General features: G+C 30.4%; 22 protein-coding genes, 1 tRNA gene and 1 pseudogene. 7 read left to right on the top strand and 17 right to left on the bottom strand.

Annotation, left to right across the window (positions count from 1 at the left end; all coding sequences use genetic code 11):
• Positions 1-114 precede the first annotated feature (114 nt).
• Positions 115-2,088 (top strand): excinuclease ABC subunit UvrB, encoded by a 1,974-nt coding sequence (gene uvrB, locus L8U41_RS02650; protein WP_263727735.1) that lies wholly within the window; start codon positions 115-117, stop codon positions 2,086-2,088.
• Between the two features lie 17 nt (positions 2,089-2,105).
• Here the strand turns inward: uvrB and efp are convergent, their stop codons facing one another.
• Genes efp through pheS form a run of 8 tightly spaced genes read right to left on the bottom strand, consistent with a single transcriptional unit; the run spans position 2,106 to position 11,950 of the window.
• Complete coding sequence (gene efp, locus L8U41_RS02645) at positions 2,106-2,675, bottom strand: elongation factor P (RefSeq protein WP_039618934.1); 570 nt, start codon at positions 2,673-2,675, stop codon at positions 2,106-2,108.
• Between the two features lie 60 nt (positions 2,676-2,735).
• The gene (locus L8U41_RS02640; protein WP_039618935.1) at positions 2,736-4,316 is read right to left on the bottom strand and encodes an alpha-ketoglutarate reductase / D-3-phosphoglycerate dehydrogenase; all 1,581 of its coding nucleotides are present in this window, start codon (positions 4,314-4,316) and stop codon (positions 2,736-2,738) included.
• Positions 4,313-4,792: a hypothetical protein gene (locus L8U41_RS02635; protein WP_220555329.1), complete on the bottom strand. Its 480-nt coding sequence runs from the start codon at positions 4,790-4,792 to the stop codon at positions 4,313-4,315. Before L8U41_RS02635 ends, L8U41_RS02640 begins: the two co-directional genes overlap by 4 nt.
• A 6-nt stretch (positions 4,793-4,798) precedes the next feature.
• The gene (locus L8U41_RS02630; RefSeq protein WP_039618939.1) at positions 4,799-6,466 is read right to left on the bottom strand and encodes a 30S ribosomal protein S1; all 1,668 of its coding nucleotides are present in this window, start codon (positions 6,464-6,466) and stop codon (positions 4,799-4,801) included.
• 55 nt (positions 6,467-6,521) lie between these two features.
• Positions 6,522-7,358: a 4-hydroxy-3-methylbut-2-enyl diphosphate reductase gene (locus L8U41_RS02625; RefSeq protein WP_039668700.1), complete on the bottom strand. Its 837-nt coding sequence runs from the start codon at positions 7,356-7,358 to the stop codon at positions 6,522-6,524.
• Complete coding sequence (gene aroA / locus L8U41_RS02620) at positions 7,348-8,634, bottom strand: 3-phosphoshikimate 1-carboxyvinyltransferase (protein WP_263727734.1); 1,287 nt, start codon at positions 8,632-8,634, stop codon at positions 7,348-7,350. The genes L8U41_RS02625 and aroA overlap by 11 nt, the downstream gene beginning before the upstream one ends.
• Positions 8,631-10,961, bottom strand: coding sequence for a phenylalanine--tRNA ligase subunit beta (gene pheT / locus L8U41_RS02615; protein WP_263727733.1), 2,331 nt, complete (start codon positions 10,959-10,961; stop codon positions 8,631-8,633). The genes aroA and pheT overlap by 4 nt, the downstream gene beginning before the upstream one ends.
• Complete coding sequence (gene pheS, locus L8U41_RS02610; protein WP_220555325.1) at positions 10,958-11,950, bottom strand: phenylalanine--tRNA ligase subunit alpha; 993 nt, start codon at positions 11,948-11,950, stop codon at positions 10,958-10,960. Before pheS ends, pheT begins: the two co-directional genes overlap by 4 nt.
• Before the next feature lie 84 nt (positions 11,951-12,034).
• On the opposite strand from pheS, the gene L8U41_RS02605 reads away from it, so the two are divergent.
• On the top strand, positions 12,035-12,400 hold the full coding sequence (locus L8U41_RS02605) for a histidine triad nucleotide-binding protein (protein WP_240379776.1): 366 nt from the start codon (positions 12,035-12,037) through the stop codon (positions 12,398-12,400).
• Between the two features lie 17 nt (positions 12,401-12,417).
• Here the strand turns inward: L8U41_RS02605 and pckA are convergent, their stop codons facing one another.
• From pckA to L8U41_RS02580, 5 genes are read right to left on the bottom strand one after another with little or no spacing between them, the layout of a single operon-like run.
• Positions 12,418-13,992 (bottom strand): phosphoenolpyruvate carboxykinase (ATP), encoded by a 1,575-nt coding sequence (gene pckA, locus L8U41_RS02600; RefSeq protein ID WP_257928712.1) that lies wholly within the window; start codon positions 13,990-13,992, stop codon positions 12,418-12,420.
• Between the two features lie 10 nt (positions 13,993-14,002).
• Positions 14,003-15,787: a biotin/lipoyl-containing protein gene (locus L8U41_RS02595; RefSeq protein ID WP_263727732.1), complete on the bottom strand. Its 1,785-nt coding sequence runs from the start codon at positions 15,785-15,787 to the stop codon at positions 14,003-14,005.
• Between the two features lie 57 nt (positions 15,788-15,844).
• Positions 15,845-17,179 (bottom strand): sodium-dependent transporter, encoded by a 1,335-nt coding sequence (locus L8U41_RS02590; protein WP_263727731.1) that lies wholly within the window; start codon positions 17,177-17,179, stop codon positions 15,845-15,847.
• A gap of 9 nt (positions 17,180-17,188) precedes the next feature.
• The gene (locus tag L8U41_RS02585) at positions 17,189-18,526 is read right to left on the bottom strand and encodes a sodium-dependent transporter (protein WP_263727730.1); all 1,338 of its coding nucleotides are present in this window, start codon (positions 18,524-18,526) and stop codon (positions 17,189-17,191) included.
• 9 nt (positions 18,527-18,535) lie between these two features.
• Positions 18,536-19,888 (bottom strand): sodium-dependent transporter, encoded by a 1,353-nt coding sequence (locus L8U41_RS02580; protein ID WP_263679154.1) that lies wholly within the window; start codon positions 19,886-19,888, stop codon positions 18,536-18,538.
• Positions 19,889-20,085: 197 nt separating this feature from the next.
• On the opposite strand from L8U41_RS02580, the gene L8U41_RS02575 reads away from it, so the two are divergent.
• From L8U41_RS02575 to L8U41_RS07890, 5 genes and pseudogenes are all read left to right on the top strand, one after another.
• A complete protein-coding gene (locus L8U41_RS02575) occupies positions 20,086-20,409 on the top strand; it encodes a F0F1 ATP synthase subunit C (RefSeq protein WP_012661906.1) in 324 nt (107 codons plus the stop codon).
• A gap of 26 nt (positions 20,410-20,435) precedes the next feature.
• Positions 20,436-20,521, top strand: a tRNA-Leu gene (locus tag L8U41_RS02570).
• An 18-nt stretch (positions 20,522-20,539) separates the two neighbouring features.
• Positions 20,540-20,974, top strand: coding sequence for a hypothetical protein (locus tag L8U41_RS02565; RefSeq protein ID WP_263727729.1), 435 nt, complete (start codon positions 20,540-20,542; stop codon positions 20,972-20,974).
• 65 nt (positions 20,975-21,039) lie between these two features.
• Positions 21,040-21,807 (top strand): annotated as a pseudogene (locus L8U41_RS07895) (PAS domain-containing protein); the annotation flags it as partial.
• Positions 21,787-22,335 (top strand): methyl-accepting chemotaxis protein, encoded by a 549-nt coding sequence (locus L8U41_RS07890; RefSeq protein ID WP_412175022.1) that lies wholly within the window; start codon positions 21,787-21,789, stop codon positions 22,333-22,335. The pseudogene L8U41_RS07895 and the gene L8U41_RS07890, both read left to right, overlap by 21 nt.
• An 11-nt stretch (positions 22,336-22,346) precedes the next feature.
• On the opposite strand, the gene L8U41_RS02555 is transcribed toward L8U41_RS07890, so the two are convergent.
• The 4 genes from L8U41_RS02555 to L8U41_RS02540 form a co-directional block, all read right to left on the bottom strand.
• Positions 22,347-23,510, bottom strand: a complete 1,164-nt coding sequence (locus L8U41_RS02555) for a metal-dependent hydrolase (protein ID WP_263727727.1) — start codon at positions 23,508-23,510, stop codon at positions 22,347-22,349.
• Positions 23,507-24,409 carry an NAD(P)H-dependent glycerol-3-phosphate dehydrogenase gene (locus L8U41_RS02550; protein ID WP_263727726.1) on the bottom strand — a complete coding sequence of 301 codons (903 nt, stop codon included), beginning with the start codon at positions 24,407-24,409 and terminating at the stop codon, positions 23,507-23,509. Before L8U41_RS02550 ends, L8U41_RS02555 begins: the two co-directional genes overlap by 4 nt.
• 2 nt (positions 24,410-24,411) lie before the next feature.
• Positions 24,412-25,830, bottom strand: coding sequence for an Asp-tRNA(Asn)/Glu-tRNA(Gln) amidotransferase subunit GatB (gatB, locus tag L8U41_RS02545; protein WP_263727725.1), 1,419 nt, complete (start codon positions 25,828-25,830; stop codon positions 24,412-24,414).
• A 123-nt stretch (positions 25,831-25,953) separates the two neighbouring features.
• A complete protein-coding gene (locus L8U41_RS02540) occupies positions 25,954-26,634 on the bottom strand; it encodes a F0F1 ATP synthase subunit A (RefSeq protein WP_039668715.1) in 681 nt (226 codons plus the stop codon).
• Between the last annotated feature and the right edge of the window lie 35 nt (positions 26,635-26,669).

Below are 26,669 nucleotides of genomic sequence, written 5' to 3'. Positions count from 1 at the left end.
AACACATAATTGTAACAAAAAAAAATTTAATTTTGCATAGCTTTTTGTTTTAAAATTTAAATTTTTACAAAAAATTTTGTGTAAAATTAGCAAAAATACAAGTTAGGAAAATTTATGTTTGAACTTACTAGTGATTTTAAGCCAAGTCCTGATCAAAAACAAGCCATTGATGGTATAGTAAAAAGCATTAAAGCGGGTAATAAATACCAAACCTTGCTAGGTGTTACAGGCAGTGGAAAAACTTTCACTATGGCAAATATCATTAAAAACTTAAACATGCCTACTCTTATCATGAGTCACAATAAAAGTTTATGCGCGCAACTTTATAGCGAATTTAAAGGTTTTTTTGCAAATAATCATGTAGAGTATTTTATAAGCTATTATGATTATTATCAACCCGAGGCTTATATACCAAGAACCGATGTTTTTATAGAAAAAGATAGTTCTACTAATGAAGACTTAGAAAGATTAAGACTAAGCGCAAGTGCTTCGCTTTTAAGTTATGATGATGTTATTTGCATAGCTAGTGTTTCAGCAAATTATGGTTTGGGAAATCCAAGTGAGTATGTGGGTATGGTTTTGATTTTAGAGCTTAATATGCAAATTTCACAAAAAGAACTTTTAAAAAAACTTGTAGATATGGGCTATAAACGCAATGATAATTTCTTTGATAGGGCTGATTTTAGAGTAAATGGAGATATAGTAGATATATATCCAGCTTATTATGAAGATGAAGCTATTAGGCTTGAGTTTTTTGGCGATGAGCTTGAGGCGATGTATCATTATAATGTCTCAGAAAATAAAAAAGGTAAAGATTTAAAAAAATTCATACTTTACCCAACCAGTCAATTTAGCGTAGGTGAGGCTAGGCTTAAAGAGGCCATAAAAGGCATAAAAGCTGAATTAAATGAACGCCTTGCTTATTTTGAAAATGAAAATAAACTCGTAGAAGCACAAAGGTTAAAACAAAGAGTAGAATTTGACCTTGAAATGCTTCAAAGCACAGGTATGTGCAAAGGAGTTGAAAATTATGCTTTGCATTTAACAGGACTTAAAAGCGGTGATACACCTTATACGCTTTTTGATTATTTTGCCATTAAAAATCAAGACTTTTTAGTCATTGTAGATGAATCTCATGTATCTTTACCACAATTTCGCGGAATGTTTGCAGGGGATAGAAGCAGAAAACAAACTTTGGTTGATTATGGTTTTCGCTTGCCAAGTGCCTTAGATAATAGACCTTTGATGTTTGATGAATTTATTAATAAAAATTGTAAATTTTTATTTGTTTCAGCCACACCTGCACCTTTAGAACTAGAATTAAGCAAAGAAAATATTTTTTATCAAATCATGCGTCCAACAGGGCTTTTAGATCCTAAAATAGAAATCAAAGATAGTGAAAATCAAGTAGAAATTTTATACGATGAAGCTAAAAAAGTTATAGAGCGTAATGAAAGAGTTTTAATAACCGTTTTAACTAAAAAAATGGCTGAAGAGCTTAGCAAATACTACTTAGAACTTGGATTAAAAGTAAAATACATGCATTCAGAAATTGACGCAATAGAGCGTAATGAAATCATCCGTGGTTTAAGAAGTGGTGCTTTTGATATTTTAATCGGGATTAATCTTTTAAGAGAAGGACTTGATTTACCTGAAGTTTCCCTTATAGCGATTATGGATGCAGATAAAGAAGGCTTTTTAAGAAGTACCACTGCACTCATTCAAACGATGGGGCGTGCTGCTAGAAATGTCAATGGAAAAGTTTTACTTTTTGCCAAAAAAATCACAAAATCTATGCAAGAAGCTATCGATACTACTAACAAAAGAAGGGCTTTACAAGAAGCTTATAATAAAAAACACAACATCACACCAACCTCAGTAAAAAGAAATATAGAAGAAAGTTTAAAACATGAACTTGAGCAAGGAGAAATTTATCGTAAAGGCAAAGAACTTGAAAAAATGCCTGCAAAAGAACGCGCTAAAATAGTAAAAGAATTAAGAAAACAAATGTTAGAAGCAGCTAAAAATCTTGAATTTGAAAAAGCAGCAATGCTTAGAGATGAGATTAATAAATTAAGAACTTTATAATCCCTTAAAATAAGGGATTATTTATTTGCTCTTTCTATATACTCTCCACGCACAGTATCAACGCGAATTACTTCCCCTTCTAATACATGGAAAGGAATTTGCACTACTGCACCTGTTTCTAAAGTAGCTGGCTTTTTGTTTGAGCCTTGAGTGTCACCTTTGAAATTTGGTGCTGTTTCGATAATTTTAAGCTCCATTACTTGAGGCACTTCCACACCTATTGCTTTTCCATTGTGGAATAAAACATCCACCATGGTTCCATCAAGCATCCATTTTTTAGCTTCACCCACATCTTCATCGCTAATTGCAACTTGCTCATAAGTTTGAGTATCCATAAATTGACAATTTTCACCATCATCGTATAGATATTGCATTTGTTTTTCTTCTAAATTTGGAGATTCGCATTTATCTCCTGCATGGAAAGTTTTTTCTAAAACCTTACCATCGATAAAAGATTTAATTTTAATACGTACAAAAGCAGGACCTTTTCCTGGTTTTACGTGTTGATATTCTACGATTTTAAAAGGAATACCATCAATTTCTATTTTTAAACCTTTTTTTAAATCTCCCATTCCATAAGAAGCCATATATTTTCCTTAATTTTAAAATTAAAAAATAATTGTAACAATTAAGGCTTATAAAAAGCCTTAAATTTCTGCATATTCTGCAAAAATACAAGCATCAACTGCTCTTAATTCTTCAAGCAAAGCTTTTGAAATTTTTGCATCAAGTAAAATCACAGCTAAAGCTTTTCCAAAGCCATTTCTACCAAGTCTAAAATCAGCTATATTAACATTATTTTTAGCTAAAATTCCGCTAACATTAGCAATAACTCCTGGTATGTCATTGTTATTTAAAATTATCATTTTTCCTTTTGGTTTAAAATCTACATCAAAACCATTTAACTCTACTATCCTTTGTTCATTTTCACCAAAAATAGTCCCTGAGATAGAAAGGTTAGAATTATCTGTAATTACCTTTATGGTGATTTTGTTACTATAACCACTACTTGGTAAAATACAAGAAGAAAGTTCCACACCCTTGTCTTTAGCTACAAAATGTGCGTTGATATAATTAATATTTTCACCTAAAATTCCTCTTAAAACACTCACTGTTGCAAAAGTTAGCAAAGACTCATTATACTCACTAATTTGTCCTTCACTTTCAAGTTTAATAGCTTTAATAGGAGTTTTATCAAGCTGAGCAGCCAAAAAGCCCATTTTAGAAATAAGCTCAATATAAGGTGCTACAAAACTTGGCAAATCTTCAGTTTTAATTGGTAAATTTAAAGCATTAGGATAAGAAATTCCTCTTGCAGCATTTAAAGCTTGCTCGCATGCTTGGATAGCTATATTTTCTTGACTTTCTAAAGTATTTGCACCAAGATGAGAAGTAACAGAAACATTTTCGAAATCTAAAAACGGATGATTAGTTGCAGGTTCTTTATTAAACACATCGATACCAAGCCAAGCTATTTTACCACTTTTTAATCCTTCACACAAAGCATCTTCATTATAAAGACCACCTCTAGCACAATTTATCAATCTTACGCCATCTTTCATTTTAGAAATTTCTTCAAAAGAAATCATATCTGTTGTTTCTTTTGTTTTTGGTGTATGTATAGTAATAAAATCACTTTGAGTTAAAATTGTATCTAAAGAATTCACGCACTCAATACCCAAATCAGTCATTTTAGAAGCTACCACATAAGGATCATAAGCTATAACTTTCATACCAAAAGCTTTTGCGCGTACAGCTACTCTTGAACCTATATTACCAAAACCTATAACCCCTAAAGTTTTGTTCATAAGTTCAACACCATACCATTTTTCTCTTTCCCATCTTCTTTGTATTTTTAAAAAATTATGAGCATTTACAAAAGATCTCGCAGAGCATAATAGGTGATTCATAGTAAGTTCAACTGCTGCTATGGTATTAGCCGTTGGCACATTCATAACTATAATGCCTTTTTTAGAGCATTCATCTATATCAACATTATCAACTCCAACGCCTGCTCTAACTAAAGCTTTTAAATTAGAACACGCATTGATAAATTTCAAATCCACATCTGTTGAACTTCTAGTAATAGCTACATCCACATCACTTAATTTTGTTAAAAGCTCATCTTTAGGTAAATGCGCTGCTTCAATAAGTTCTACATCATCAGCTTTTCTTAAAAGCTCCACACCTTTGTCTAATATTGCATCACATACAATAATTTTTTTCATAACCAAACCTCCTTTAATTTTGCATTTATGTTGTAAATTTTTAATTTGTCGATCAGTGCGTTTAAAACTTTTTCATTATTTGTATCTAAATAAATTGCCACTTCATCTTTGCTTTGTGTTAAAGTGTATTTGATAAAAAAAGAATGCAAAGTTTGCTTTAAACAAAACATAGAATAAACATCGTTTTTATTTACATCGAGCATATAGAATTTTTGTTTTGGTTTTACTACAGAATCATCCATATTAAAACTCATATAAAATTCATTCGCTGCTGGAGAAAAATCATTAACTTTAAGATTTGAAAGTTTATCTTGCCAAGTTTGTGGCAATTCTTTTTTTATTTCATCAAAAGAATATTTAACATTTTGTGAGATAGGTAAATTTCCAACACTTACATATCTCACCATAAAAACAAAAGCAACAATCAAAACTAGGCTTAAAAAGCCTAAAATACCATAAAGGGTATATTTTTTCATTTGTTATTATGAAAGTTGATCTTTGATAATATCACCTAAAGTTACTTTATCATTATCATTGATTTCATTTAACGCTTCTCTTTCTTTCATTCTTGCAAGACTTTTTACGCTTAAACGAATTCTATTTTTCTTTTCATCAATGAAAACAATTAAAGCTTCTATTGTATCGCCTACTTTTAAACTTGAAAAATCAATATTACCCAAATCTTCTTTGTGAATTAGTGCATCAACGCCCTCTTCAAGCTCAACAAAAACTCCAAAATCCTTAATATCTCTAATTTTTCCTGAGATAATATCATTTACTTGGTGTTTTTGTGCATAAACCTGCACAGGACTTTTTTGCAATTCTTTAGTGCTTAAAGAAATTTTTTGATTTTCTTTGTCAAGCTTGATGATTTTAACTTCTATAACATCACCAACTTTATACATATCTTTGCATTTATCGTTTCTATTCCATGAAGCGTCTTCATTATGCAATAAACCTTCTAAGTTTGCAATTTTTACAAAGGCACCAAAATTAGTCACAGAAGTAACACTACCTTTTACCACATCACCTACTTTATGTGATTTTAAAAACTCATCAAAAGGTTTTGCTAATAAATTTTTTAAAGAAACTCTAAGTCTTCTTTCTTTAGCATTAATCTCAATTACTTCCACATCAAGCTCTTGGCCTTCACTAATATAATCTTTTGGATTTTTAGCATTTTTATCCCAAGAAATTTCACTTATATGTAAAAATCCTTCTATATCATTTCCCAAATCAACAAAAGCACCATATGGCTCTATATTTGAAACTGTAACCTTAATAGTGTCACCAACCTCTAAACCATCTTTAATTTCATCCCAAGGATCAGGCATAGCAAGTTTGATAGATAAAGAAAGATGTTTTTTATCTTTATCATATTTAATCACTTTTACAGGAACCTTATCACCCTCATTATATAATGAACTAGGATTTACCGGTCCTTTATAAGAAATTTCACTATAGTGAACCAAACCATCAACACCGCCTACATCAACAAACATACCATAGGTGGTGATTTTTTTAACAATACCTTCTATGATTTCTTCTTGATTTAACACATTTGAGATAATCTCTTTGCGTTTTTTTCTTTCTTCATCTACTATTTTTTTTCTAGAAACTACTATACTTTGAGCTTCTTTATCTATTTTGATGATTTTAACTTTGAAAGTTTTATTGATGATGTTATTTGAATCTTTAAAACTACTTTGTGATTTTGGTAAGAAAAATTCTACTCCATTTTCATCCACAGCTACAAAACCGCCTCTATTTTTACCAATGATTTTTACATCAAACATACTTTCATCATCTTTATAATTATCAATAAATTCTTTAACTTTTTGCTTTCTTAAAGCTTTTTTATGAGAAAGTAAAGATCTGCCACCGCGAGAACCCACTATAGCAACTTCTAATGTATCGCCTTCTTTGAAGATAAATTCGCCTTTGTCGTTTTGAATTTCTTCTATTGCCAAAATACCTTCTGATTTTTGCCCTACATTTACAAATACTTCATCGCCTTTAATCGCGACAATTATACCCTGTGTAGTTGCCTCCTCATCAGACTTGAAAGATTCCTCAAGCATTTGCTCAAAATCTTCTTCTATGATAATATCCTCTAGTCTGTTTTGAACTTTTTTGTTCACCTCGCTCATCGTGGTCCTTTGTTTTAAATTTTAATTCTTGATTATAGTATTGTTTTCTTTAAACTTAGTTAATTTTGGTGTATTCTTTGATTTTTTCCAAAACCAAATCAATCACCCAATCCGGTGTAGAAGCACCTGCGCTAATACCGCATTTTTCTTTACCGCTAAACCATTCTTTTTGAATTTCTTTTTCATTTTCGATTAAGTAGCTATCCTCGCAGTAATTTTTTGCTATTAAAAAAAGTTGCTTAGTATTAGCTGAATTTTTTCCTCCAACTATTATCATTACATCACTTTTTTTAGCAAGCTCATTGATTGCTTCTTGATTTTTAAAAGTCGCATCACATATGGTATTAAAAACACGTACTTCTTTAACTCTAAGCATTAAATAATTTACAATTTCCATAAATTTTTCTATCTTTTTTGTAGTTTGTGATACCACTGCAATTTTAGAAGGCAATTTAATATCAAATAATTCTTTTTCATCAAGCACTACATAAGCCTTAGTACTTACATAACTTCTCACCCCTTTTACTTCAGGATGATTTTCATCTCCAAAAATCACAACTTCATAGCCTTCATTGCTCATTTGCTCACAAATTTTTTGAGGTTTAGTTACAAAAGGACAAGTTGCATCAAAAATTTCTATATCTTTTTGCTTTAATTTTTCTAAATCTTGCTTTGTAATACCATGGGTTCTAATGATGGCTTTTTTTTCTGTGCTTAATTCATTAATATCATTTAATGTTTTAACATTATAATTTTTCCAAAGTCTTGTGATTTCTTCATTATTATGGATTAAAGGGCCTATGGTAGCTGCATCTTTAATCTGTTCAGCCTTTTTAATAGCTCTTTTTACTCCAAAACAAAATCCATAGCTTTTTGCTAGTTCAATCTCCAAATTTAGCTCCTATTTGCTTTAAAATCTCAATAAAATTTGGAAAAGAAGTTTTAATACATTCACTATCATCTACTTCCATTCCACATCTTAAACCTAAAATTAAAAAACTCATCGCAATTCTATGATCTCCAAAGCTTTCTATTTTAGCACTTTTAGCTTCGCCACCTTCTACTTCAAAACCATCTTCAAATTCTTTTACTTTTATTCCACATTTTTGCAAATTTAATACAATTGATTTGATTCTATCACTTTCTTTTACGCGCAATTCTTTAGCATTTTTTATAATGCTTTTTCCTTTTGCACAAGCAAAAGCTATGGCCAAAGCTGGAATTTCATCAATCAACCATGCGATATTTTCACTCACACTTACTGCCTTTAAGGGCGCACTTTCAACATAAATTTCTCCAATACTTTCAAAATCTTCATTGGTAATATTATAGGTGATTTTTACACCCATTTTTTCTAAAATTTTAAAGGCTTCAATGCGTGTTTTATTTAACAAAACATTTTTTAAAACTACTTTTGAATGAGGTAAAATACAAGCAGCTAAAGCAAAATAAAAGGCCGATGATGGATCATTTGGTACACATACTTCAAATGCTTTTAATTTTTCTTTTAAAGGATTGATTTTGATAAAAGTTTTTTCCTCATTTAAATATTCAATACAAGCTCCCATTTTATTAAGTATAATCTCACTATGATCTCTTGAAAGCTCAATTTCTTTAAAATAACTTTCTTTTTTGGCAAATAAAGCTGCTAAGATTAAAGCTGATTTTACCTGAGCTGAAGCAATATTACTACTAAAATCAAAACCATCTAACTTAGCCCCTTGTATACAAATAGGTGCTAGATTTGTATTAGCTCTTCCATAAATTTTAGCTCCTAAACTCATCAAAGGCTCACTTACACGTCTCATCGGCCTAGCATTTAAATAACAATCCCCGCTAAGTACAAAAAATTCATCTTCAATAGCGCTTAAAAGACCTATTAAAAGTCTCATAGCTGTACCTGAATTGCCACATTCTAAAACACAATTTGGAGATTTTATATATTTTGGAGCTTTAATGCAAATTAATTCATCATTTTCTTCAACCTCAGCTCCCAAAGCTTGAATGATTGCTAAAGTATGTAAAGTATCTTGGGCTTTTAAATAATTTTTAATCTTACAAGTTCCTTGGGTAAGCAAAGAAAAGATAGCAAAGCGATGAGATATAGACTTATCAGAAGCTATATATTCAAGCTCTGCTGTAAAAGAATCAATAGGACTGATTTTCATCGAAGTTTTAAACCATGTTCATCATCTAAAGCTTTGATGATTTTATCAATATATCCAAGAATAATATTATCTTCTAAGGTTTTTTCAAAATCTCTAAATACTAAATTAATAGTCAAGCTATAAAAATCGCCTAAATTCTCATCTGTATATAAATCTACTACTCTAAAACTTTCTAATCTTTCAATATCTAATTTAGCAATAGTGTGTTTGATTTTTTCATATTCAAAACCCTTAGGTATAACTATACTTAAATCCCTGCTCATAGATGGAAATTTAGAATAAGCTTTAGCGGTTTTAAAGTCTTGTTTTAAGCCTTCTAAATCAAGCTCACAAATATAAGTTTTAACCAGATCTCTTTTATTTTCTATACTTAAATGCACTCTACCTACAAAACCTATACGCTTGCCATTTTTATATACATTTGCTTGCTCATATGGACTTAAAAATGCATATTCTGATTTTTGCAAACTAAACTCACCTATAATGCTCTTTAATTCTGCTAAAAAAGTATAAAAATCTACCAAAATAGGCTTGGCTTTATTTGTGATTTTAGCTTCTTCTTTGTAGCCACTAAAGATCATCGCAAATTTAGCATGCTCATTTGAAAACTCATCAAAAACACTACCACATTCAAAAAGTTTGATTTTCTTTTTTGAATTTCTTAGATTAAAGCTTGCTGCATTTAAAAGATGATTTATCAAAGTGCTTCTTAAAGTATTAAGTTCATTGGTGATAGGATTAATAAGCTTATTTTTAATGCATTTAAATCCTAATTGACTTAATTCTTCTTCATTATCTAAAACATAATGCACACTTTCAAAATATCCATTACTACTTGCTTTTAATCTTAAATTTTTAAGCTCTTGATAATCAAAATATACTTGATTTAGACGATTTTTTTCTTTAAATTCTAAAGCTTTTGATGGGATATTATCAATGCCAACAATTCTTACTATCTCTTCACTAATATCAGCTATATTTGCTATATCACTGCGATGAAGTGGGATTTTGATATTAAATTGTTCATCATTTACTACACTTATTTCAAAGCCTAGTTTTTTAAGAATTTTTACTAAATTATTTTTATCTATAGGCATACCAATGATTTTATCAATCTCTGCACCAAAAATACCAATAATATTTGCTTCATTTTCTTTAAAAACTTGTTGACTTCCAGAAAAAACACTCATCATGCTAATTTTCAAGCACTCATTAAATAAATACTCCATTCCCAAAGAAAGCTTAGGCTCACTACCTCTTAAAGAACGATATATAGTATCATTTTTCTTTTTATAAAAAGCTATTGCATTTGCTATAGTTTGAGGATGAGTATAACTTGCTTCTATAATGATGATTTTACTCTCATCATTGATTTTAAATTTATCTTCTTGCTCTATACCCGCTAAAGCAATCAACTCATCTTTATAATAAACTCCATATTCTCCATGTTCTTGAGTTTTAATTTCTAAAACAATCTTTTCATCGATTTGACAATCTTGACAAAGTTTATGAAAATCATAAGCACAAAAAATCACTCCACTTGCATGAGTTGCATATGTTAAAAGATTTTCTATGTTATTATTTTTATATGCTTCAATCAAGGCAAGGCGAATTTGTATCGTAATATTTAGCTTAAATTCTTCTTTAATCTCTAATGCTTTATAAGCAAAAAAGCCTTCAACATCGCTTTGATTTTTAACACTTAATATTCTTCCTATACCTACGCTATTTTCGCTTTCTTTTAAAGGATTTAATTCTTTTAAATTTAAATCAAGTGCTGCGCTTAAATCTCTAGCAACACCATATAAGCTCAAGCAATCTCCGCGATTTGGAGTAAGCTCAATTTCAATTAATTCATCATTAAAAAGTTCATAATCATTTAAAGCTTTTCCTAGAACTAATTCTCCCATGCTTTCATCTAAAACCATAATGCCTTCATTGCTTTTTCCAAAACCAAGCTCACTAGAAGAGCAAATCATACCCATAGATTCAACCCCTCTAAGTTTGGCAGGTTTTATCTCAAGTCCATTTGGAAGCACTGCACCCACTAAAGATACGGCTACAAATTGATCTTTATCAACATTTTTTGCACCACAAACAATTTGTAAAATTTCATTCCCAACATCTACTTTGCAAATATTCAATTTATCTGAATTTTCATGTTTAACTTTTTCTAAAACCTTACCTATTACAACTTTTTGGGGAGCTTTGACACTTTTGAAACTATCAACTTCTAATCCTATAGAATTTAAAGTATTTACTATAGTTTGCGTTGATATTTCACTTAAATCAATCCATTCATTTAACCAATTTCTACTAATAATCATCTAAATTGCTCCAATAATCTTAAATCACCTTCAAACATAGAACGCAAATCAGGAATTTTATGCAAAAGCATAGCAAAACGCTCCACACCCAAACCAAAAGCATAGCCACTTACATTTTTATAACCAACAAATTTATAAACATTAGGATCAACAACACCACATCCTAAAACTTCAAGCCATCCTGTTTGCTTACAAACCCTACATCCACAACCTTTACAAAATACACAAGAAATATCTACTTCAGCAGATGGCTCTGTAAAAGGAAAAAAGCTAGGTCTAAAACGCACTTTTACATCACCAAACATATGTTTTAAAAAATGTTCTAGCATATCTTTTAAATTTGCAAAATTTACCTTATCACCCTCTTCTACCACAAGTCCTTCCACTTGATGAAACATAGGTGTATGGGTAATATCAAAATCTCTTCTAAAAACTGCACCTGGTGCTATCATTCTAATAGGTGGTTTTTGAGATAGCATAGTTCTAATTTGAACTGGAGAAGTTTGAGATCTAAGCAAGGTTTTATCTTCAAAATAAAAAGTATCTTGCATATCTCTTGCAGGATGATTTTGTGGTAAATTTAATGCTTCAAAATTATGAAAATCATCCTCAATCAAAGGCCCTTTTTCTATGCTGAAATTTAAAGCTGTAAAATATTCTATGATTTTATCCATAGTTTGCATGATTGGGTGCAAAGCACCTGCATTTGAAGTTTCATCAAAAAAACTAAAATCTTGCACATCTTGTTTCATTTTTTCATTTAAAGCTTTTTCTTCCAATTCTTTTAATTTTACTTGATAAGCTTCATTAAATTCATCTCTTGCTTTATTTAAACCATTAGCAAATTCTTTTTTTTCTTCACCTTGCAAATCTTTTAACTTTGCAAATTCCAAAGTCAAAATACCTTTTTTTCCTAAAACACTTACTTTTATATTTTCAAGTTCTGCTAAAGTACTTGCAGAAGCAATTTTTTCTATCATATCTTGCAATTTTAGCTCCAACTAAATTTTTTTTAAACATTCTAATGTAAAATTATTTAAAATTAGCAAAAATAACAAAAAAAGGACTACTAAATGAGAGAAAAAACCGTATTTGAACTAATCATAGAAGGAAAAATCCCTGCTAATAAAGTTTTAGAAAGTGAAAAATTTTTAGCCTTTCATGATATTAATCCTAAAGCACCTATTCATATTTTAATCATTCCAAAAGAACATTTTGAAAACTTTCAAGAATTAAGACCTGAATTAATGAGTGAAATGACACAATTTATTCAAGAACTAGCTATTCTTTTAGGGCTTGATAAAAGCGGGTATAGATTAATCACAAATTGTGGAAAAAATAGCGGGCAAGAAGTCTTTCATTTACATTTTCATATGTTAGGTGGATTTGAGCTTCCAAAAAATAAAGAAACCCAAATCAATCCTGAATCACTATTCTAAAAAGAGCTTAACTCTTTTTAGATAGCAGGACCAGCTAATTTAAATTCTGCTCCTTCTTTTACATCTTCATAGCGTTTAAAATTTTCTATAAACATTTTTGCAAGCTTTAATTTGGTTTCCTCATAAGCTTTTTTATCTTCCCAAGTATTAATAGGATTTAATAGCTTGCTTTCAACACCTGCTAATTCTTTTGGAACTGCAAGATTAAATAAATCATAATTTTCAAACTCACAATTTTGTATACTACCATCTAAAATCGCATTAATGCAAGCTCTAGTAGCTTTAATGCTCATTCTTTTGCCTACACCATAAGCTCCACCGCTCCAACCGGTATTTACTAGATAAACATTCACATTATGCTTGCTGATTTTTTCGCCCAAAAGTTTTGCATAAACAGTTGGGTGTAATGGCAAAAACACTTCTCCAAAACAAGCTGAAAAAGTCGCAACAGGCTCAGTAATACCTCTTTCAGTTCCTGCTACTTTTGCAGTATAACCACTTAGAAAATAATACATTGCTTGTTCTTTACTAAGTTTACTAACCGGAGGTAAAACACCAAAAGCATCTGCTGAAAGGAAAATAATATTACTAGGATGACCTGCGCTAAGACTTGGCTCGTGATTTAAAATATGTTCTATCGGATAAGAAACTCTAGTATTTTCAGTTTTAGAACCATCATTAAAATCAACGCTTAAATCATCTTTTAAAACTACATTTTCTAAAAGTGCATTTTGCTTTATAGCTCCATAAATTTCTGGCTCACTTTGAGGGTCAAGGTTAATACATTTTGCATAACAACCTCCTTCAAAATTAAACACACCCTCATCATCCCAACCATGCTCATCATCGCCTATTAATTTTCTTTTTGGATCGGTTGAAAGAGTAGTTTTACCTGTACCGCTAAGTCCAAAGAAAAGCGCCACATCACCTTTTTCTCCAACATTAGCACTACAATGCATAGGAAGTTTATTTTCTAGCGGAAGCCAGTAATTCATCATAGAAAAAATTCCTTTTTTCATCTCTCCGCCATACCAAGTCCCACCAATTACTGCTATATTTTTTTCTATGTTAAAAATGACAAAAACTTCTGAATTTAAACCATCTTTTTCATAGTCTTCATTCACACATTTGCAAGCATTATACACCACAAAATCAGGTTTAAACTCACCAAGCTCTTCTTCTTTTGGACGAATAAACATATTTTTTACAAAATGCGCTTGCCAAGCAATTTGTGTTACAAAACGCACAGCTTTGCGACTTTTTAACGAAGCACCACAATATGCATCTTGGATATAAATATCACTATTACTAAGTTGCTTTTTAGCTTTTGCTAAAAGTTTTTCAAATAATTCCTCGCTAATAGGTTGGTTAATCTTACCCCAAGCAATATATTTTTGTGAAGGATCTTGTTTTACAAAATATTTATCCTTAGGGCTTCTTCCGGTAAAAATTCCCGTATCCACACTAAAAGTGCCATTTTTAGTACATACACCTTCATTGTTATTTTTTTCATGTTTTAAAAGCTCATCATAACTAAGATTATGAAAAACTTGCCCGATATTTTCTAAACCTAAATTTTCTAAACCTATCATTTTTGCCTCCTTATTTATAAGTCATTAAAACCTGGCCTTCACTTACACTCTCACCAGCATTTACTAAAAGTTCTGCAATTTCTCCATCTTTACTTGCACTAACTTCAATCTCCATTTTCATAGCTTCAAGCACAGCTACAACTTGACCTGCTTTAACACTGTCATTTTCTTTTGCTAAAATTTTAAATACATTTGCATTCATACTCGCAACGATGGCATTAGCACTATCATCTACTTGTGCCTTTTTCACTTCTATCTTATCTGAGTTTACCTTTACGGCACTTTTGACATTAACATCTCTATCAAAACCTGCACTTACTTCCACATGATATTTATTACCATTAACTGAAACGGTAAATTGATTTTCATTAATAAGACTTGGTTTTAATTTACTATTTTTTCTAACATTAACCTTAGCTTCGCCTTTTAAGAAAGCTATGCCTTTTTCTTTACAAGCTGCAACGATAAAAATATTTTCTTCACTTGCTTCTAAATTTTCTTTTTCCAATAAGTTTTTAATATAAGCTATACTTTTACTCTCATCTGCATCAGCAATATCTGTAGCTAATTTTGTAGTTGGTTCTAATTTTAATTGCTCGCTTGCAAGCTTAATTACTTCAGGATCTGGAGCAACAGGGGTTTTTCCAAAATATCCTAAAACCATTTTTCCATATCCATCTGCTATTTTTTTCCAAGGACCAAACATTACATTATTAAAAGCTTGTTGGAAATAAAACTGCGATACAGGAGTAACCGAAGTACCATAACCACCTTTTTCTACTACTTCTTGCATGGCTTTTATAACTTGAGGAAATTTATCTAAAATATTATTATCTCTCATCATTTGGGTATTAGCAGTTAATGCTCCACCTGGCATAGGTGAAAAAGGTATTAAAGGATTTACCGCTGTTGCTTCAGGTGGTAGAAAATAATCTTTTAAACAATCTTTTAACACTTCTTCATATTTTAAAATTTTTTCTTCATCCAAACCAAGATCAAAATTGCTTCCCTTTAAAGCATGAAGCATGGTTAAAATATCAGGTTGGCTTGTACCACCACTAACAGGAGCAGCAGCCAAATCTATACCATCAACACCTGCTTCTAAAGCCGCTAAATAGCATGCTATACTCACCCCTGCAGTTTCATGCGTATGTAACCTTATATGCATATTTTCAGGCAAGTTTTTTCTAGCCATTTTAATAACTTCATAAATTTTATTTGGATTTGAAGTTCCACTTGCATCTTTAAAACAAATGCTATCAAAAGGAATTTGCGCTTGTAGGATTTCTTTTAAAATTCTTTCATAAAAAGGTACATCATGCGCGCCTTTACATTTTGGAGGTAAATCCATTAAAGTAATAGTGATTTCATGTTTTAAACCATGTTTAACTATGCATTCTCCACTAAATTTCAAATTATTTACATCATTTAATGCATCAAAATTTCTTATGGTAGTTGTACCATGTTTTGCAAACATTTTTGCATGTAAATCAATAATTTCTTTACTACCTGTATCAAGTGCTACAGTATTAACCCCTCTTGCAAGGGTTTGTAAATTTGCTTCTTTTCCAACGATGGCTCTAAATTTATCCATCATTTCAAAGGCATTTTCATTTAAATAAAAAAATAAGCTTTGAAACCTAGCTCCACCGCCAAATTCAAAATGCTTAATATCTGCTTCTTTAGCTGCTTCTAGGGCAGGAAAAAAGTCATTCATCAAAACTCTAGCACCATAAACAGATTGAAAACCATCTCTAAATGTGGTATCCATCACATCAATTAATTTTTTAGCCATAATTTTTCCTTATTTTTGCATCTTTGCAATTATAACCTTATTTCTTAAAAAATAAATTTATAAAATTTGATTTAACATAATGATAATAATCGCAACAGGCGCAACAAATCTGAGTAAAAAATACCATATTTCAAAAATACTTTTACTCATAAATTTAGAAAACAAATTATAGATTTTCATTTTATCTACAAAAAATCCTACAAAAATAGCACTAGCAATAGCTCCAAGTGGGAGCATAAAATTAGAAGTTAATTTATCCAAAATATCAAAAAAACTAAAACCAAAAAAACTAAAACTAGCCCCATAACTAGCACTAAAAGATAAAATACAACTCATCCCTAAAAGAAAAACCACAAAACCTATAAAAACCAAAGCTTTTTTTCTTGAAATTTTATATTCATTCACAAGATAAAAAGTAAAAGGTTCTATCATAGAAACTGCTGAAGTAATCCCTGCAAAAAACAAAGCCAAGAAAAAATAAAAGGCTAAAAAATGCCCAAAGATAGCACCTAAGTTGGAAAATAAAGTCGTTAAAGATATAAATACAAGTCCAGCACCTTCTGCGGGATTGGCATTAAATTTAAATATAAAAGTAAATACAATAAGCCCCATCATTAAGCCTATGCTGATATTTAAAAGCACAATTATGGCTGAACTTGTGATTAAATTTGTATCATCTTTTAATGAAGCTGCGTAAGTAGTAATACAACCTATACCTAAACATAAGGTAAAAAAAGCAAGGCCTAAAGCTGTTAAAACCGAGTTTAGATTAAGTTTAGTAAAATCAGGATAAAACAAATAAACAAAAGCTTCTTTAAAACCGTCTTGAAAAAAGCAATACGCTAGCATTAATACAAGCATGATAAATAAACTTGGCATAATCCAAACATTGAGTTTTTCTATACCACTTTTAACCCCTCTTGAGACAACAAATAAAGTAAGAAAAAAAGCAATTAAAAAATACAAACTACTTTCTAAAATACTATTTTGTATTAATTTTCCAAACAAAGCTCCTGCCTCTTGGGTATTGCTAGGTAGATAGTAAATCGAAGTTATCATGTATTTTAAAACCCAACCCATAATAACAAGATAAAAAGATAATACAAAAATTCCACCAAGCATAAAAAATCCCGCAAATTTCCATTTTTGAGCATACTTGGTTGCTAAACTTTTATAAGCATTTACAGGATCACTTTGACTTAATCTTCCCATAGCAATTTCAGCTAAAAATACACAAAATCCCACGCTAATAGTCAAAAGCAAATACAAAAGCACAAAAGCAAAACCACCATTTTGCCCTACTAAGGTTGGAAATTTCCAAGCATTTCCAAGCCCTATAGCACCACCTGCAACGGCTAATACAAAGCCTATTTTAGAAAATTTATCATTCATTTTAATGCCTTAGAAAAAAAGCTGTCTGGCCATGATTAAAATCACTGCTAATGGAGAAATATATCTTAAAAAGATATACCAAATTTCAAAATACACCCCACGCATAAAGGGATGAAATAAAATTTGCAAAGCTTCTTTTTTAAGCACAAAACCCACAAAAAACGCTGTAATTAAAGCAGAAATTGGCATTAATAAATTTTGTATGAAAAAGTCTAAAATATCAAAAAAACTTTTTCCAAAGAAATTTAAACTTGGCGCACTTACATGATAAAAAGAAAGTATAGATAAACTTCCAAGAAAATAAACAATCACACCTACAAAAACCAAAGCTTTCTTTCTTGAAATTTGATAACGATTTATAAGATAAAAAGTAAAAGGTTCTATCATGGAAATAGCTGAAGTAATTCCTGCAAAAAACAATGCGATAAAAAAGGCTATGGCTAAAACATTTCCTAAAAATCCTAATTTTGCAAAAAGTGTTGTTAATGATATAAATATAAGCCCTGGACCTTGTTGGGTAGGATCAGCCCCAAATTCAAATATAAAAGTAAATACAATAAGCCCCATCATTAAGCCAATGATAGTATTAATGATGATAATATTTAAAGCACTACTTATAAAATTTGTTTTATCGGGCAAGCTTGCTGCGTAAGTTAAAATCACACAAACACCCAAAGACATACTAAAAAATGCAAGCCCTAGTGCATCTAATATAGAATTAACACTTAATTTTGAAAAATCAGGTACAAACAAAAACTCACTTGCTTTAGAAAAACCATCCATGCTAAAAGAATACCCGAGCATTAAAATAAGTAGTATAAATAAGCTTGGCATCATCCAAACATTAAGTTTTTCTATACCACTTTTAACACCTTTTGATACTACATAAAAAATAACTATAAATACAAAAGTAAAACATATAAATTGAGATAAAACATCATTAGAAAGTAAATTTCCAAAAATAGCGCCTGCTTCATTTGTATCTTTAGGTAGTTCAAAAAATCCAAAATAAGCATATTTTGCTATCCAACCTATCACAACACTATAAAAAGACACTAGAATAATAGCACCAAGCATAAAAAATCCCGCTAGTGACCATGCCTTTTTATTTTTTGGTGCTAAAGTATGATAAGCATTTACAGGATCTTTTTCGCTAAGTTTTCCTATGCTAAGTTCTGCTAAAAATATCACAAAAGCCACACCCAAGGTTAAAAGTAAATACACCACTACAAAAGCTGAACCACCATTGTTACCTACCAGAGTTGGAAATTTCCAAGCATTTCCAAGCCCAACGGCTGAACCTGCCACTGCTAATACAAAACCTATTTTAGAAAATTTTTCATTCATCTTTTAACCTTAAAAAAATAATTGTTTTATCATGATTAAAATCACCGCCAAAGGTGAAATATATCTTACAAAAAAATACCAGCACTCAAAGTATTTACCCCTCATATAAGGATAAAATAAAGTTTGCAAAGCTTCTTTTTTAAGTACAAAGCCTACAAAGATTGCACCAAATAACCCGCCCAAAGGCATCATTAAATTTGAAGCTATAAAATCTAATATATCAAAAAAACTTTTTCCAAAAAATTCCAAAGAATCTTTACTCCACTCAATTCCTGATAAAATACATAAACTTCCTAAAAAATATACAATGAAAGCTATAAAAATCAAAGCTTTTTTTCTTGTAAAATTATAAGAATTAATTAAGTAAAAAGTTAAAGGTTCTATCATGGAAACTGCCGAAGTAATCCCTGCAAAAAATAAAGCTATAAAAAAGGCTATGGCTAAAATATTTCCCAAAGGTAAAAAGCCAATTGGATCAATATTTGAAAACAAACTCATTAAAGATACAAAAATCAAACCTGGACCTTGCTGAGCTGGATTGCCATTAAATTCAAATATGAAAGTAAATACAATAAGTCCCATCATAATACCAATGATAATATTAATAATAATAATATTAATAGTACTTGTAATAAAATTTGTTTTATCAGGCAAACTTGCAGAATAAGTTATAATCGAACCTACTCCAATAGATAAAGAAAAGCAAGCAAGTCCTAAAGCACTCAAAAACGCCCCTACACCAAGCTTAGAAAAATCAGGAGAAAACAAAAACTCACTCGCCTTAGAAAAACCATCCATACTAAAAGAATACCCAAGCATTAAAATAAGTAGTATAAATAAACTTGGCATCATCCAAACATTAAGTTTTTCTATACCACTTTTAACACCTTTTGATACTACATAAAAAATAACTATAAATACAAAAGTAAAACATATAAATTGAGATAAAACATCATTAGAAAGTAAATTTCCAAAAATAGCGCTACTTTCTTCTATGCTTTTTGGTAAAGGAAAAAATCCAAAATAAGCATACTTCACAATCCATCCTATAATCACACTATAAAAAGAAACAATCAAAATAGCGCCTATTAAAGAAAAACCGACTATAGACCAAGCTCTTTTGTGTTTTGGTGCTAAAGTATAATAAGCATTTACAGGATCTTTTTCACTAAGTTTTCCTATACTAAGTTCTGCTAAAAATATCACAAAACCTACACCCAAAGTCAAAAATAAATACAAAAGTACAAAGGCTGAGCCTCCATTTTGCCCTACTAAAGTTGGAAATTTCCAAGCATTTCCAAGCCCAACGGCTGAACCTGCCACTGCTAATACAAAGCCTATTTTAGAAAATTTATCATTCATAAAAATAACCTTAAATTTTATAAACACATAAAAAACATTTAATGTAGCTAAAAAAAACTTTAATTTATTTTAAAATATGCTTATTAATTTAAATTTCAATAATTTTAAAGCTATATTAATATATAATTTCGCTTTTATAAATCACGAGTAGGGATACGCAAGCCGAAAGGATTTAAATTTTATATCGAGGGAATACTATGAAAAAAATCGTATTTTTAATGCTAGCTTTAAGTGGTTTTGCATTCGCTGCTGAAGGCTCTATGAATCAATGGTTAGCTTCTTTTTCTATCTTAGCAGCAGGTTTAGGACTTGGTGTTGCAGCTTTAGGTGGTGCTATTGGTATGGGTAATACTGCGGCAGCAACTATAGCAGGTACTGCTAGAAACCCTGGTCTTGGTGGTAAATTAATGACTACTATGTTTATTGCTTTAGCGATGATTGAAGCTCAGGTTATTTATGCACTTGTTATTGCTCTTATCGCTCTTTATGCTAATCCATTCCAAGCATTAGTAGCAGCTTAATCACAAAAGCCCTTTTAGGGCTTTATGCGGTTATGGTGGAACTGGTAGACACGCCATCTTGAGGGGGTGGTGCGCTCAGCGTGTGCGAGTTCAAATCTCGCTAACCGCACCATTTAAGGAATTTTAAAAAATGGTTTTTTATCTCTTAATTAGTGCAATGGCTTTTTTAATTCTTTTTTTTGCTATTAAAAAATATATACTAAAATTAGATGAGCAAGCCTTACTTGAACCCATTAAAAATGATATCTATCCTGAATTTTGTGATCTTATTAACGAAGAAATAAGAAATATCAAAAACAATCTTTTACAAAACACTTTTACACTTCAAAATGAAAATAATAAAGATGAATTTTTGGAAAATTTAAGCGATATGAGCAGAAAGCTTAACCATATTCAAACTATGAATTTAAGTAAAAAAAGCAATGCTTTGTGGGAAGAAGCTCTTTTTGACTTTTTAAAAGAGCTCGAAAAGCTTAATGAACAATACTTAAAGAATAGTGATGAGATTAATGATTCAATCAGAACTTCTTTGCAAGAAAAATTTTCTAATTTAACAAAAAACTAACACAAACAAATTATTTATTTCAAAAAACACTTTATAATTTTAAGCTATTTTTATAAAGGAAATTCATGTTTGTCAATAAGAAAAAAATCAATGAGCAAATTATTCAATTAGAACAATCTAATCAAGCTTTTCAAGATATACTTAATGCTATTAGCAAAACTATGGCGATGATAGAATTTCAAACAGATGGGACCATCATTGGTGCTAATGAAAATTTTCTAAAAACTATGAATTACTCTCTAGATGAAATTAAAGGAAAACACCATAGTATGTTTTGCTTACCTGAAGTAGTAAAGTCTCAACGCTATGTTGATTTTTGGAGAGATTTAAAAGGTGGTAAATCAAGAAATGGTCTTTTTAGACGCATCGCAAAAGGTGGAAAAGACATTTATCTTGAAGCTAATTATCTTCCTATTTTAGATCAAAATAACAAAGTATATAAGGTTATTAAATTCGCCAATGACATTACTCAAAGACACTATGAAATGCTTGATTTAAAAAATACCATAGATGCAGCTAATCGTTCTATGGCTATTATTGAATTTAATCCTTATGGAGAGATTTTAAATGCTAATAAAAACTTCACTCAAACTATGGGTTATTCACTAAATGAAATCAAAGGAAAACACCATAGTATGTTTTGCGAAGAAAAGTTTAGAAACTCAAAAGAATATACAATTTTTTGGGAAGAATTAAGAAGTGGTAAATTCCAATCAGGAAAATTTATACGCTTTGGTAAAAACAATAAACTAATCCACCTAGAAGCAAGTTATAATCCTATCAAAAATGATGATGGAGAAATTTATAAAGTTATTAAATTTGCAACAGATATTACCGAGCAAGTTGTAAGAGATGAGGAAAAACTAAAGCTCATTAGCGAACTAGCAGAACAAAATGATAATTTAACACAAGAAGGCGATAGTGTTATAGAAAATACTGTTCAAAATATTCAAAATATTGCCGAGATGATGAATAATAGTAGTAATTTAGTTTCATCATTAAATGAACAATCAGAAGAAATCAAAAATATCATTCAAACTATTAGTGATATAGCAGATCAAACCAATCTTTTAGCGCTAAATGCTGCCATAGAAGCAGCGCGTGCTGGAGAACATGGACGTGGTTTTGCTGTGGTTGCTGATGAAGTTAGAAATCTAGCTGAAAGAACTGGACATTCAGTAAATGAAATTACTACCACCATTAATTCTATCAGAAATGTAACAGCTGAAGTTGTACAAAGCATTAAAGATGGTTTAAGTGGTGTAAATCAAAGTGTGGATTTAGCCAAAGAAGCTAGAGAATGTATGGAAAAAATTAGAAATAGCTCAGCTCAAGTAGCACAAGCTATGCAAAATAAATAAGAGTTTTTAGCTCAAAAGCTAAAAACTTTTCCTGCTATAAAGCTTTTTTCTACCTTACCTTGCAAGGTATCATTTGCATATAAACCCTCCCCTTTAAAAGAAAGATTTTCTTCAAATACAACTAAATCAGCATCAAAACCAAGTTCTATTTTACCTTTGTTTAATCCTAAAAATTGCGCTTGATTGTAACTTGTAAAATCACATAATTCTTTCCAAGTTAAAATACCTTCTTTTACTAAATATGTAAAACATAAACTCATATACATAGCTATGGCATTAATTCCAAAGTCTGCTTCATCAAAAGCTAAATCTTTTTTAGAGCTAGGAGTATGCAAAGAGCTTAAGAAAGTAATTTTTTTATCTTGAAGTAATTTTTTAAGACCTATTAATTCATTTTTTGCTCTTAGTGGAGGTAAAATTTTTGCTTGAGTATTGAAATTTTCACAAGCGTTTTCATCTTTGATTAAATGATGGATTGAAATTTCACTATATTGATCATGTAGTAATTCAAATGATCTTGTAATTGCTAAAGAGTTAAAACAAGCTTTGTTTTTATAAAACTCCACCAATTCTTTCATTTTTGCTACTTCACTAGTCTCAGCTATATCACTAATTCCTATAAGTCCTAATTCAAAACTTGTTTGCCCATCATTCATCACCCCATGATCATCAAAACTCTCATCAAAACACTTTAAAAACACCGGAGTTGATTTCATATTAGCATATTGCATGCACTGTCTTAAATAATTTGCACCTAAAGTACTTGAAAGTTCCAAGCCTTTTGCACCCATATCAATTAAGGTGGCAATATTTTTTAATTTTTCTGTTTTATCTAATACATTAATAGTAGGTAAAACATTAATATCTAAAGATTTTAATTTATCAAAATAAAGTGCATAGCCTTGAGTGTTAGCTTCTAAACTATCTTTTAAAACAATAGTCCCTACCCCGCCTTTTAAGCATGCTTTTTCAAGATCATATAATTTATCTATACTAAATTCATTATCAAACAAACTAACATTTAAATCAATAAACGAAGGAAGCAAAGTTTTGCCTTTTATATCAACAATATACTCATCATTATTTAAATCATTGGCAATTTGAGTGATTTTTCCATCTTCTATTTTAAGATCAAGTACTTGTTCACCATAAATTTTTGCATTTTTGATAATCATGATATTTCCTCCTTTGATGACATCAAATCTTTCAAAGATTCCCAAGCATTTTTACCCTCTAGCATTAAAACCACTTCATTAACAATCGGGGTATAAATTTGAAATTGCTTTGATAAGGCATGTATAGCATAAGCAGTTTGCACTCCTTCGGCTACCTCTCCAAGCTCCATTAAAATATCTTTTATATTTTTGCCACTAGCCAAACTCAAACCTACTCTATAATTTCTTGATAGATTGCTTGAAGCTGTTAAAAATAAATCTCCAGCCCCACTAAGTCCTAAAAATGTTTCTTCTTTAGCATTAAAAAACTGCCCAAAACGGTGCATTTCTACTAAACCTCTTGAGACTAAAGAAGCTCTTGCATTATTGCCTAAATTTAAGCCATCACAAACTCCGCTTGCAATTGCTAAAACATTCTTATAAGCACCACAAATTTCAGCACCTTTAACATCAGAACTTGTATAGGTTTTAATATAGTTTGGAAAAAAACTCGCAAATTGATTACAGAGTTCTTGATTTTTACCACTAATAACCAAAGCACAAGGTTTTTTCTCTAGCACTTCGCTTGCAAAAGAAGGTCCACTTAAAAAACAAAGTCTATCACTACTTATGAACTCACCAAAAACCTCATCCATAAATTTTAAACTTTTGCAATCAATGCCCTTAGAAGCTACAAGAATTTTTTGATTTAAATCTTTAAAATTATTTACAAGCCACTCATGTATTCCTTGAGCATATAAAGCAAAAACCAAATATTCATACCCTAAAGCTTCTTTGGTGCTAACAAAATAAGAAAGATCTTTTTCGTGAAAAGAAGTTATTACGCATTCATTTTTAACGCTCAATACATCATATAAAGCACTTCCCCATTTTCCTGCACCAACAACTGCTATTTTCATATTTAACCAAGTTTTGCTTTTAAAATTTCATTTACCTTAGCAGGATTAAACGCACCCTTGCCTGCTTTCATTGCTTGACCAACAAAGAAACCAAAAAGTTTATCTTTACCACTTTTATATTCAGCTACTTTATCTTCATTGTTTGCTAAAATTTCATCAACAATCTTTTCAATAGCACCATCATCGCTTACTTGTTTTAAACCAAGTTTTTCAATAGCATTATCAATTTCAACTTCTGTATTTTCAAACACATAAGCTAAAATATCCTTACCTGCTTTAGCACTAATAACACCTTCTTCTATGCGTTTGATTAAAACAGCTAATTTTTCTTGTTTTATAGGTGAGTTTTCTATAGTTAACTCACCTTTTAAAAGTCCCATTAACTCAGTTGTAAGCCAAGTAACACAAAGTTTTGGATTTAATTTTTGATCAATTAAATACTCAAAATATCTACAAAGCTCTAATGAAGAAACAATTACTTCACTATCGCTTTCTTTAATACCTAACTCACTAACAAATCTAGCTTTTTTCTCATCAGGAAGTTCAGGTATATCTTGACTTAGCATTTCATCATCTAAAATTACAGGTAAAAGATCAGGATCAGGAAAATATCTATATTCAGCAGAATCTTCCTTGCCTCTCATACTTCTAGTAACTAAATTAACCGTATCAAATAATCTTGTTTCTTGCACAACTTCTTGATCGTATTTTCCATCTTCCCAAGCTTCACTTTGGCGTTTTACTTCATACTCAATCGCCTTTTGGATAAAACGGAATGAATTTAAATTTTTAATCTCCACTCTAGTATAAAGCTTATCATCACCCTTTGGACGAATACTAACATTGGCATCACATCTAAAACTACCTTCTTGCATATTTGCATCTGAAATATCTAAAAATCTTATAATAGAATGAAGCTTTTTCAAATAAGCCACTGCTTCATCAGAACTTCTAAGTTCAGGCTCGCTAACGATTTCAAGCAAAGGTGTACCTGCTCTATTTAAATCTACTTTTGAAAAATTACTTTCATGTATATTTTTCCCCGCATCTTCTTCTAAATGAGCCCTAGTGATACCTATGCGTTTATTTTCTCCATATACATTGATAAATAACTCACCATTTTCCACTATAGGAATATCAAATTGCGAAATTTGATAAGCTTTTGGTAAATCAGGATAAAAATAATTTTTTCTATTAAAAATACTTTTTTTATTTATAGTTGCATTAACTGCTTTTCCAAATGCTATAGCTTTTTTCACTGCTTCTTGATTTAATACAGGTAAAGCACCTGGTAAAGCTAAACATGTTGGGCATACATTAGTATTTGATTTTTCTCCAAAAGAAGTCGCACATGAGCAAAAGATTTTTGTTTTGGTATTTAATTGTGCATGAACTTCAAGTCCTATAACAACTTCAAACATTAAAATTTTCCTTAGAATTTTTTGTTTATTCTAGCGTTTTTTATTTCAAAAAGAGTTTAAAAAAGAATAAAAGAGGAATATTAAAAAAGAAAAAAGCAAAAAATATTTTTTGCTTTTTAAAAATTAATGATGTTCATCAACTACAGTTGCACCTGCTAAATAAACATAAGTTAAAATCATAAAAATAAAAGATTGTAAAAATGCCATAAAAGTTAAAAGCATATAAGCAGGCAATGGCGCAACCCAAGGCACAAGAGCTAAAATAACTGCTAAGAATAAATCATCTCCTTTGATATTACCAAATAAACGGAAAGATAAAGAAATAACTCTTGAAAAATGAGAAACCACTTCTATAGGAAACATTAAAGGTGCTAGAATTTTAACAGGTCCCATAAAATGTGCAAAATACTTAAAAAATCCTTGAGTTCTAATGCCTTCAAAATGATAATACACAAATACTATAATAGCTAAAGAAGCACTAAAATTTAAACTAGCACTTGGAGCTTCAAAACCTGGGATAATTCCTATAATATTACTAAAAAACACCATAAAACCTATAGTTGCAACCAAAGGCAAATATTTTCTAGCAGCTTCATCACTACCCATGGTATCTCTACCCATGCTTAAAATGCCTTCCATATAAGCCTCAGCTAAATTCTGACTACCTCTTGGAACAATTTGCATGGATCTTGTAGCAAGTTTTGCTAAAATCAAAGAAATCACAACCACTATACCCAAATGAAAAAAGTATGCAAAGGTGTGACTAGAATCTATAAAAGAACTAAATAAAAATAAATCTTTCATTAAAAATCCTTAGCAGAATAAATATTTCAAAGCTA

The organism is Campylobacter sp. RKI_CA19_01116, from assembly GCF_025771405.1.
Classification (GTDB): Bacteria; Campylobacterota; Campylobacteria; order Campylobacterales; family Campylobacteraceae; genus Campylobacter_D.
Note: the sequence above shows the minus strand (reverse complement) of the source record. Positions and strands in the feature narration are given on the sequence as shown.

What these genes read in the sequence shown, in the direction of transcription:
- L8U41_RS02580 (WP_263679154.1), bottom strand. Translation starts at nt 19,888, where the DNA reads ATGAATGATAAATTTTCTAAAATAGGCTTTGTATTAGCAGTGGCAGGT.
- pckA (WP_257928712.1), bottom strand. Translation starts at nt 13,992, where the DNA reads ATGATAGGTTTAGAAAATTTAGGTTTAGAAAATATCGGGCAAGTTTTT.
- L8U41_RS02565 (WP_263727729.1), top strand. Translation starts at nt 20,540, where the DNA reads ATGGTTTTTTATCTCTTAATTAGTGCAATGGCTTTTTTAATTCTTTTT.
- L8U41_RS02550 (WP_263727726.1), bottom strand. Translation starts at nt 24,409, where the DNA reads ATGAAAATAGCAGTTGTTGGTGCAGGAAAATGGGGAAGTGCTTTATAT.
- L8U41_RS02540 (WP_039668715.1), bottom strand. Translation starts at nt 26,634, where the DNA reads ATGAAAGATTTATTTTTATTTAGTTCTTTTATAGATTCTAGTCACACC.
- L8U41_RS02640 (WP_039618935.1), bottom strand. Translation starts at nt 4,316, where the DNA reads ATGAAAAAAATTATTGTATGTGATGCAATATTAGACAAAGGTGTGGAG.
- aroA (WP_263727734.1), bottom strand. Translation starts at nt 8,634, where the DNA reads ATGAAAATCAGTCCTATTGATTCTTTTACAGCAGAGCTTGAATATATA.
- efp (WP_039618934.1), bottom strand. Translation starts at nt 2,675, where the DNA reads ATGGCTTCTTATGGAATGGGAGATTTAAAAAAAGGTTTAAAAATAGAA.
- L8U41_RS02605 (WP_240379776.1), top strand. Translation starts at nt 12,035, where the DNA reads ATGAGAGAAAAAACCGTATTTGAACTAATCATAGAAGGAAAAATCCCT.
- pheT (WP_263727733.1), bottom strand. Translation starts at nt 10,961, where the DNA reads ATGATTATTAGTAGAAATTGGTTAAATGAATGGATTGATTTAAGTGAA.
- L8U41_RS02630 (WP_039618939.1), bottom strand. Translation starts at nt 6,466, where the DNA reads ATGAGCGAGGTGAACAAAAAAGTTCAAAACAGACTAGAGGATATTATC.
- gatB (WP_263727725.1), bottom strand. Translation starts at nt 25,830, where the DNA reads ATGTTTGAAGTTGTTATAGGACTTGAAGTTCATGCACAATTAAATACC.
- L8U41_RS02555 (WP_263727727.1), bottom strand. Translation starts at nt 23,510, where the DNA reads ATGATTATCAAAAATGCAAAAATTTATGGTGAACAAGTACTTGATCTT.
- L8U41_RS02585 (WP_263727730.1), bottom strand. Translation starts at nt 18,526, where the DNA reads ATGAATGAAAAATTTTCTAAAATAGGTTTTGTATTAGCAGTGGCAGGT.
- L8U41_RS02595 (WP_263727732.1), bottom strand. Translation starts at nt 15,787, where the DNA reads ATGGCTAAAAAATTAATTGATGTGATGGATACCACATTTAGAGATGGT.
- L8U41_RS02590 (WP_263727731.1), bottom strand. Translation starts at nt 17,179, where the DNA reads ATGAATGATAAATTTTCTAAAATAGGCTTTGTATTAGCCGTTGCAGGT.
- L8U41_RS02575 (WP_012661906.1), top strand. Translation starts at nt 20,086, where the DNA reads ATGAAAAAAATCGTATTTTTAATGCTAGCTTTAAGTGGTTTTGCATTC.
- L8U41_RS02635 (WP_220555329.1), bottom strand. Translation starts at nt 4,792, where the DNA reads ATGAAAAAATATACCCTTTATGGTATTTTAGGCTTTTTAAGCCTAGTT.
- uvrB (WP_263727735.1), top strand. Translation starts at nt 115, where the DNA reads ATGTTTGAACTTACTAGTGATTTTAAGCCAAGTCCTGATCAAAAACAA.